This window comes from Frankia sp. CgJB1, from assembly GCF_977947065.1.
Genome location: NZ_CDWTNB010000140.1, coordinates 1 through 7,626 on the forward strand (window position 1 = coordinate 1; position 7,626 = coordinate 7,626).

Consider the following 7,626-nt stretch of genomic DNA (forward strand, 5'->3'; position numbering starts at 1 on the left):
ACACGGGCTCATGTATCCGGACGACGACGACGGCCGCGCGTTCGTCGCCGCGAACTCCTCGACCCGCGCCTCGGCAGCCGCCAGACGCGACTCCCACGACACGGACGGGCCAGCCACAAGACCAGATCATCCACGCCCCACAGCCACGATCAAGCAACAGCCACCACGTGTAACCCCAGCGCAAACGCCCAGCTCAGCGGACCGCCGTCACGCACCCGTGAATGGACACGTAGTGACCCCCAGCCGTCCGGCGAGCTGACCCCATGACGATCCTTCCCTATGGACGGGGAATCTCGACTTCGCTGTCCACGGAAGCGATATCGTTCCAGTAAGCTTCGCCCGGCATGACCGGACAGTGCCTGTCGCCGGGTTCCACCGGTTCGTGCGGCCGGCCGCGACACCGCCTTCCAGCCGCTCTGGGTAAGGCGTCTGACCACGCTGACCGACCCGGCGACTTCGCCCACGACTCAGGAGCGCGTACACATGAGCGAACGGCTGGACCACATGAGCGAACGGCTGGACGGCACCGTTGCCCTGGTGACCGGTGCGAGCAGCGGCATCGGTGAGGCGACCGCCCGCGAGCTGGCCCGGCACGGCGCCGCGATGGCGCTGGTCGCGCGGCGCGGCGACCGGCTCGAGCGCCTCGCCGCCGACATCACCGGCGCCGGCGGCACCGCCCTCCCCCTCCCGCTGGACATCACCGACCAGGCCCAGGCCGTCGACGCGGTGAAGCGCACCGTGGCGGAGCTCGGTCGGCTCGATACCGTCGTCAACAACGCTGGGATCATGCTGCCCGGGCCGATCCTCGACGCGCCGACCGAGGAGTGGGACCGGATGGTGGCCCTGAACCTGCAGGGCCTGCTGTACGTTACCCATGCAGCGCTGCCGCATCTGCTCACTGCCGCGGACGACGGCCCCCGCCAGGTCGCGGACCTGGTGAACATCAGCTCAGTGGCGGGGCGGCACGCCACCATGGGCGCCGGCATCTACAACCTCACCAAGTTCGGGGTGAACGCGTTCACCGAGTCGCTGCGCCAAGAGGTCACCGCCCGGCACGTGCGCGTCTCGGTGGTCGAACCGGGCTCCGTCGAGACCGAGCTGACGTCCCACATCCGCGAGGAGATCCGGAATATCGTCATGCGCCGCATCGCCGACATCGAGCCGATGCAGTCCGAGGACATCGCGGACGCCGTCGCCTACATCGTCACCCGGCCGCGGCGGGTCGCGATCAACGAACTACTCATGTGGCCCACCGAGCAGGTCGGCTGACACCGTGTCGCGCGGGAACCCCCGGCGCCCACCGCCGGCGGCGGACCCCCTCCTCCGGAGGAAGGGCCGGGGTTCGGGAAGAGCCCCGCTGCTGGTAGCGGTGGCCCGTCTATCCACTCAGTCGTTGGGCGAGGTATGAGCCATCAAGATTAGCCGCGTGCCACAACGAAACGGCCAAGTTCCCAACAAATAGTGAAGTCGTGGCCTGCTGGGTGGCGGATGTGGCATCCACCTCGGTGGCGGTTCTCGTTACGCGACGGCCGGCTACTCGGCGGCCGTCCCCCTAGGCGGCCGTTACGTCGCGGCCCCTCTGCCCGCATGGTCCGCGGCGTGGTATCGGCGAGTTCGGAGGCGGCGAGATGACCATGGCCCGTCATCCCTGGTATCTGATCTGCGAAACTGGTCCGTAGCCGTGCCACGCTGGTGGCATGGCTACGCGGCTGGGCATGCTCTGAAGCCAGGAGGATCACACGGCGTAGAGTCGATCATGACATGGAGCGGTTTCGAAGACTGCCGCCGCTTTCACCATGTCAACGACCCGAATTGATCAGTTTCCTGGATGAGGCACCATCACCGGTATCGCCATGGCGGACGGCGCGTGCGCCGCGGATGCCGAGCCAGCCAACGACGGAACCGATTACGAGGGAGACGACGGTCAGGACCAAGTGCACCGTGAAGAAGCCGGTCGGGCCGTCGTCCCAGGAACGATCATCCTTCCACACGTTCCGAAGGAAATTCGGCCAGATCGCCCACGTCCACACACCCACCGCGATCAGGAACCAGGAAACACGCTTCGACAGAGTCACCCACCCAGCTTGCACCCAGAACCACGCGCAGCTCAGGTGAGCAACGTCCTAAGTTCCTCCGCCTCGATGCCCGCCTGACGCAGAACAGAGGCGAGCGTGCCCGTCGCCAGCTCCCGGTGAAGCGGGACGATCACGACCCGGGCGTTCTCCTTGTGCCTCAGCTTGCAGTGCGAGCCACGCGTGGCGACCTCCTCGAAGCCGGCACGCCCCAGAGCCTTCACCACCTTCGCCCCGGAGACCCGAGGCAGCGCGGGCGTCACGCCGACAGGCGGATGTCCAGCGGAGCGACGATGGGACCGTCCGCAGCGGTCACGGGGAACGGCTGGTCCTCGAAGTACAGCTCCAGCGCCTCGCGAAGATTTGCCAGCGACTCCTCGACGCTGGCTCCCTGGCTGGTCACCTCGACCTCCAGAGCCCGTGCCACGTACCAGTCGCCCTCATGCGTGACGACAGCCGTCAGCCGCGCCGCTCGCTCCATGGAGATCAGCCTAGCCGTCCCTACCACTCCTGGCGAAGCGCTCACCGTCACCCCCTCGACATGATCGACCAGACCTCTGTCGACCATACGAGCGGAAACGATCTCTAACGGCCCGGGTACACACGAGAGACACAAGACCACTCCCGGCCCCGGGGAGTACCTAGGTCATAAGTGAATGTTCTACAAGTTTGGCCAGATGGCCCACGTCCACACACCCACCGCGATCAGGAACCAGGACGCGCGCTTCGACTCCAGTCACCCCACCGGCGGCGAGCCGCGGTCTTCGTGTGGGGGCGCGAGTTCGGCCACGTAGATCGCCCTAAGGTGGGCGGACAGACAAAACCCCGGGGGGCATGCCGCCTGAGCGGTAGAGGCCATCCGGGGTGTCCACCTCGAAAGTCTAGAAGACCGGTAACCCGATGTCGAACGCCGTGACCCCGTCGCACGCCCTCGCGGTCCAGCTCCGGCGCAGGCTGAGCGCCGAACGCCTCGATCCGTACGAACGGGTCTGCAACCACGACCTCGAGCGGGCAGTGGCCCTGTACGAGTGGAACAGCAGCATCAGCGCCGCGTTCCACGAGGTCCTCGGGCTCTTCGAGATCGTCCTGCGCAACGCCCTGCACGACCAGCTCACTCTCTGGCATCAGCGCCAGCGAAGGCCCGGCCAGTGGTACGACGACCCGGCCGGCATCCTCGAAGCCCATCGACGGCAGGACATCGCCGACGCCTACGTCAGGTTGCGGCGCGACGGGAAGGTCATCACGCCTGGTCGGATGATTGCCGAGCTGACGTTCGGCTTCTGGCGCTACCTCCTGACCAGGCGATACGAGGGAACCCTGTGGACTCCCGCACTCCGCCGCGCGTTCCCGAACCTTCGCCCGGCACAACGGACCCGGATCTACAACCCCGTCGACAGCCTCGTTCGGCTCCGCAACCGCGTCGCGCACCACGCACCAATCCACAACCGACCACTCGCGACCCTCCACCATGATCTGCTGCGTGTCGCCGGGCACCCCGACGGCGGTGTCGAAGAATGGATCCGCGGCCGAAGCCGAGTGCCCACCCTCCTGTTGTCACGACCGCCGCAACCGCCACAGCACCTAGGCCATAAGTGAATATTTTACAAATTCGGCCAGCTACCCTACGCTCAGACACCGGCCGCGATCAGGAACCACGATCCGACGACTATGGCCTTCGATGTCCCGCGGCTCACGCTCGCAGGTGCTGGAGCGGCCCGGCGAAGGTCCGCATCACCTCGCTGAACGTCGTCTCAGGGCGGTAGGCGGGCGGCTGGACCGATTCCCCGGCCCCGCTGTGGGCCGCTCCGAACCGCATGGTCCACAGCATCGTCTCGGCCACCGGGAGGGTGGCCACGACCGCGTCGTTCTCGTCCTCCAGCTGGCCCGTCAGCCAGGAGACGCGGTCCGACTGCAGCGCGCAGACATAGATCATCTCACCGGCTGCGTTACCCGGGGCCGCACGCAGCCGCGCCGCCTGGTCCCCGGCGGCCAAGGCCTCGCCCAGCCGGTCGGCGACCAGCTGACGTTCCCACAGCTGCGCATCCTGGGCGATCCGGACGACGACGCCACCGCACAGCCTCCGCTCGACGTGGATCTGCGCGTCGGTGTCGGTGTCCTCACCGAAGTACCACGCGAGGACGTCGGGCAACGCGGCCCGCAGCTCCGCGGCGGACGGCTGGGCCATCGCCAGCCCTGGGCACTGCGGGGACCAGGCTGACCACGAAGGCCCGTCATGCCGCACGATCAACGAGACGGGCCTACCCACGATAGATCATCTCGCGCGACTCCTCCGCCGTCCCGCCGCTTTGATCAGTATCCGCGCTTCCCCCGCTGCCCGGGAGCACTTTGCGGTAAAGGTCGGACCGATTACGCGCAACACCGGCCTGTCCCGCACAACACCGACCTCTCCCGGACGACGGTCTGGTCACGGGCGGCACCGACACGGAGGATGCGCAAGGGATACGCAAGACGGGCAAGACGGCGGGATGACGGGAGGGAGCGATGGAGGGGGCCGACGACATCCGGGGGCGCCGGATCGAACCAGACGAGGGAATGCTGTTGCGAAGGCTGCGCCTTGCCGCGCTCGCCGATGCTCCTTCGGCGTTCTGGCAGACCCTGGCCGAGGCGAGCGCGCGGCCCGCCGAGGAGTGGGACGCCCGCGCCCGCGCCGGGACCCGCGCCACCCGCGCCACGGTGACGGTCCCCGCTTCGGGTGACGTCATCGCGACCGATATCACGGGTGCCCCAGTGGGTTAGGGAACAACTCCGGCGGTTATCCTTGACAAGCCCCCGAAAAATCCTCTAAGGAGGACCAGCGCGAGGAGGTGGCCGCTGTGAGTCCTGGCGGGTGCTCCAGTAAAGGCCGCTTCCTGCTCGTGGACGTCAGCCAGCGCTGAATCCCGGGCCGATGAGCGCGCACCGTCGCGCCCGGCCCGCGTCCACGGAACCCGGGTAGACGACGCCCGGGGCACTGTTCGGAAGTCCGGCCTGTTCGGACGCACGGCCCTCCTGTCCGGTGCAGCCGTGCCGTCGGCGACGGCGTCTCCGGCTCGGGAATCGATGGTCACCGCGATCTCCCGGCCCGATCGGTTCGTGCCGGTAGCGCGGATCCACCCTGTCCCGGCCGGGCTTCCCTGATCCGTCCGGGTCGGCAGTCGCATGGGCCGCGAGCAGTGCACAAGCAGGTGCGGTCGATCGAAGTCGTGTCGACCAGAGGTCGCCGTGGCGGTGCCGCCCGCGGCCTGCTCGAGGAATGCGCACTCACAGCTGTCCGGCGGTGACTGGGGCGCGCGGAGGGGGATCTTCCATGAGCATCTCAACATCACGGGCCGCGGGACGTCGTGGTGCCTGCACCGAGCGTCTCGACCTGCCCGCTTCCGGCCGGGTCACACTGATCCCCCGGGGCATGGACCGGGAATCGGTCAGTCGCTTCGCGGAGGCCATCGCCCGTTTCCTGGGAACCGGGCGGTACCTCGCCATTCAGACCTGTATCGTGATCGTCTGGATAGCCTTGAACATCGCGCTACCGCTGCTGCGGTGGGATCCCTACCCTTTCATCCTGCTGAACCTGGCCTTCTCGACCCAGGCCGCCTACGCGGCGCCGTTGATCCTGCTCGCCCAGAACCGACAGGACGACCGTGACCGTGCCTCGCTGGCCGAAGATCGGGCGGCCGCTGTACGTATGCGGGAAGACACCGAGTTTCTCGCGCGTGAGATCGCCGCGCTCCGGCTTGCCCAGAGCGATGCGGCGACCCGGCAGTACGTGCGCGGCGAGCTGGCCGGCCAACTCGAATCTCTTCGCGGCGACATCGAGAGCCTGGTTCGGGACGCGGTTCGCGTTCCGCACCAGACGGCGTCGGATGAACGGAAGCCAACCGCGGCACGATCGTCGTCACGGCACGGCGGGCCGGCGTCCACGGCCGGTGGTGGCCTCCGGGAAACGAGCGACCCCGAGACCGAGGACCCACCCGCCACGGGCAAGCCGAATGCCGGGAATCCGGAACGCCCCCGGCGGCCCAAGCACCACAAGCGCAGGAACACCACGGGTGTGAGCACGACCGGCATCCTCCCTCGCTCCACGGACGCCGGGTATGCCACCCGCACCGGGAACCGCGAAAACGGCGGTCCCGACAGGAAGACGACGCCGACCATCGCCACCGGTCCCACCCCGGAGACCACGCTCGACGACCCCACCCGGGAGGCCAGCGCGACGACGCACCTCAAGAACAGAGGATTCACAACACACGGGCACCATAGCCTCTCTGCCCATACGGGCTCCTCCTGGCATTCAATGGGAAAGCCGCAACCAGTGGATTCCTCCACAGGAAACACCCACTCGCGACACGGGTCGTGACCACCCTTCTGCGGAACGGGGAAACCCAGTAGCGTTCGACAGGTGCGTGTCCCCTGTCCGCCCCGGCATGACCCGTGTCGCCTCCGCGGAAGCCTCGGGCGGGCGCTGGTGGCCGTGGCGGTCCTCGGAGCGATTCTCGCCCCGTTCCTGAAGATCGTTCCGGCGGCCGCGGCCGTCCCACTCGCCGCACCGGCACCCACCGCCGCCTCCGACTCCGCTCCCCCGGCCGGTCTCACGGCCGCCGAGTGGCTTGTCGCGGACGCGGGAAGCGGCGCCATCCTCGCCGCCTACCGCCCCCACGCCCAGGATCTCCCGGCCAGCACGATGAAAATCCTTACCGCGCTGACCGTGCTGCCCGGCCTGCCGCCGGACCGGGTCGTGACGGTCGACGAGAACGCCCCTCGGGTGGACGGCACGAAGGTCGGTCTCGTGCCGGGGGTCGGATACACCGTCCGTGACCTGGCGACTGCCATGCTGATCTCCAGCGGAAACGACGCGACCATGGCCCTGGTCCAGGCGAGCGGGGGAACCCCCGCCGTGCTGCAGCGGATGAACGCTCTGGCCAGGTCGCTCGGCGCGACGGACACCGTCGCCGGTGACCCGACCGGGCTGGACAGTCCGGGCCAGGTCACCAGTGTGCACGACCTAGCCGTGCTCGGTCGGGCGGCGTTGGACAACCCGACGGTGCGGAGCTACCTGACGATCCCGCGCGCCTCGCTCGCCGGCCGGGGGGGTACCCGCTTCGAGATCCAGAACCACAACGCCCTGCTGCGTTCCTACGAGGGGGCTATCGGGGTGAAGAACGGCTACACCATCGCGGCCGGCGCGACGTTCGTCGGCGCGGCCACCCGCGACGGCCACACCCTCATCGTCGCCCTGCTGCGGACGGCTCCCGCCTACGGCAAGGACGCACGCGCGCTGCTCGACTGGGGTTTCGCGCACGCCGACACGGTCACCCCGGTCGGGTATCTCGCGAACCCCAGGGCGACGGCGCCGGCGTCGAGCGGGCCCGCGGGAGACCGGCCCTCCGTCAGCCCGGCGGGTCCAGGGATCGTGCCAACCGCCGGCGCGGCAACAGCCTCCTCGCGGCACGGAGTCGCCCGCGCGGGCGATCCTGGCAGCGGCATCGGCCCGATAACCTGGATTGCGATCGGCTGCACCGTCGTGGCATGCCTGCTCACCGCGCTCACCCGTCGAGCC

At 68.6% G+C, this 7,626-nt stretch carries 10 protein-coding genes; 5 read left to right on the top strand and 5 right to left on the bottom strand.

All coding sequences use genetic code 11. The annotated features are described in order from the left end of the window. Positions 1-483 precede the first annotated feature (483 nt). Positions 484-1,269: an SDR family NAD(P)-dependent oxidoreductase gene (locus AC08OT_RS15135; protein ID WP_476592158.1), complete on the top strand. Its 786-nt coding sequence runs from the start codon at positions 484-486 to the stop codon at positions 1,267-1,269. Positions 1,270-1,799: 530 nt separating this feature from the next. On the opposite strand, the gene AC08OT_RS15140 is transcribed toward AC08OT_RS15135, so the two are convergent. The 4 genes from AC08OT_RS15140 to AC08OT_RS15155 form a co-directional block, all read right to left on the bottom strand. Further along, positions 1,800-2,075 (bottom strand): SCO4848 family membrane protein, encoded by a 276-nt coding sequence (locus AC08OT_RS15140; RefSeq protein ID WP_476592159.1) that lies wholly within the window; start codon positions 2,073-2,075, stop codon positions 1,800-1,802. 32 nt (positions 2,076-2,107) lie between these two features. Next, positions 2,108-2,335, bottom strand: a complete 228-nt coding sequence (locus AC08OT_RS15145) for a type II toxin-antitoxin system HicA family toxin (protein WP_006542954.1) — start codon at positions 2,333-2,335, stop codon at positions 2,108-2,110. Next, positions 2,332-2,553, bottom strand: coding sequence for a type II toxin-antitoxin system HicB family antitoxin (locus tag AC08OT_RS15150; protein WP_023839758.1), 222 nt, complete (start codon positions 2,551-2,553; stop codon positions 2,332-2,334). The genes AC08OT_RS15145 and AC08OT_RS15150 overlap by 4 nt, the downstream gene beginning before the upstream one ends. 180 nt (positions 2,554-2,733) lie before the next feature. Continuing rightward, complete coding sequence (locus AC08OT_RS15155; protein ID WP_476592178.1) at positions 2,734-2,808, bottom strand: hypothetical protein; 75 nt, start codon at positions 2,806-2,808, stop codon at positions 2,734-2,736. A gap of 164 nt (positions 2,809-2,972) precedes the next feature. Between AC08OT_RS15155 and AC08OT_RS15160 the strand changes: the two genes are divergently transcribed. Then, positions 2,973-3,668 carry an Abi family protein gene (locus tag AC08OT_RS15160; protein ID WP_476592160.1) on the top strand — a complete coding sequence of 232 codons (696 nt, stop codon included), beginning with the start codon at positions 2,973-2,975 and terminating at the stop codon, positions 3,666-3,668. Positions 3,669-3,762: 94 nt separating this feature from the next. Here the strand turns inward: AC08OT_RS15160 and AC08OT_RS15165 are convergent, their stop codons facing one another. Next, positions 3,763-4,257 (bottom strand): hypothetical protein, encoded by a 495-nt coding sequence (locus AC08OT_RS15165; RefSeq protein ID WP_476602951.1) that lies wholly within the window; start codon positions 4,255-4,257, stop codon positions 3,763-3,765. Between the two features lie 317 nt (positions 4,258-4,574). Between AC08OT_RS15165 and AC08OT_RS15170 the strand changes: the two genes are divergently transcribed. The 3 genes from AC08OT_RS15170 to AC08OT_RS15180 form a co-directional block, all read left to right on the top strand. Further along, positions 4,575-4,829, top strand: coding sequence for a hypothetical protein (locus tag AC08OT_RS15170; protein WP_462188796.1), 255 nt, complete (start codon positions 4,575-4,577; stop codon positions 4,827-4,829). 550 nt (positions 4,830-5,379) lie between these two features. Next, positions 5,380-6,426 (top strand): DUF1003 domain-containing protein, encoded by a 1,047-nt coding sequence (locus AC08OT_RS15175; protein ID WP_476592162.1) that lies wholly within the window; start codon positions 5,380-5,382, stop codon positions 6,424-6,426. Positions 6,427-6,534: 108 nt separating this feature from the next. After that, positions 6,535-7,626: D-alanyl-D-alanine carboxypeptidase family protein (locus AC08OT_RS15180; protein ID WP_476602952.1), on the top strand; the 1,092-nt coding region annotated here is incomplete at its 3' end.

Bases quoted from the DNA above. Each gene is read 5' to 3' on its own strand.
- AC08OT_RS15135 (WP_476592158.1), top strand. From the start codon at position 484: ATGAGCGAACGGCTGGACCACATGAGCGAACGGCTGGACGGCACCGTT.
- AC08OT_RS15150 (WP_023839758.1), bottom strand. From the start codon at position 2,553: ATGGAGCGAGCGGCGCGGCTGACGGCTGTCGTCACGCATGAGGGCGAC.
- AC08OT_RS15160 (WP_476592160.1), top strand. From the start codon at position 2,973: ATGTCGAACGCCGTGACCCCGTCGCACGCCCTCGCGGTCCAGCTCCGG.
- AC08OT_RS15165 (WP_476602951.1), bottom strand. From the start codon at position 4,257: ATGGCCCAGCCGTCCGCCGCGGAGCTGCGGGCCGCGTTGCCCGACGTC.
- AC08OT_RS15170 (WP_462188796.1), top strand. From the start codon at position 4,575: ATGGAGGGGGCCGACGACATCCGGGGGCGCCGGATCGAACCAGACGAG.
- AC08OT_RS15175 (WP_476592162.1), top strand. From the start codon at position 5,380: ATGAGCATCTCAACATCACGGGCCGCGGGACGTCGTGGTGCCTGCACC.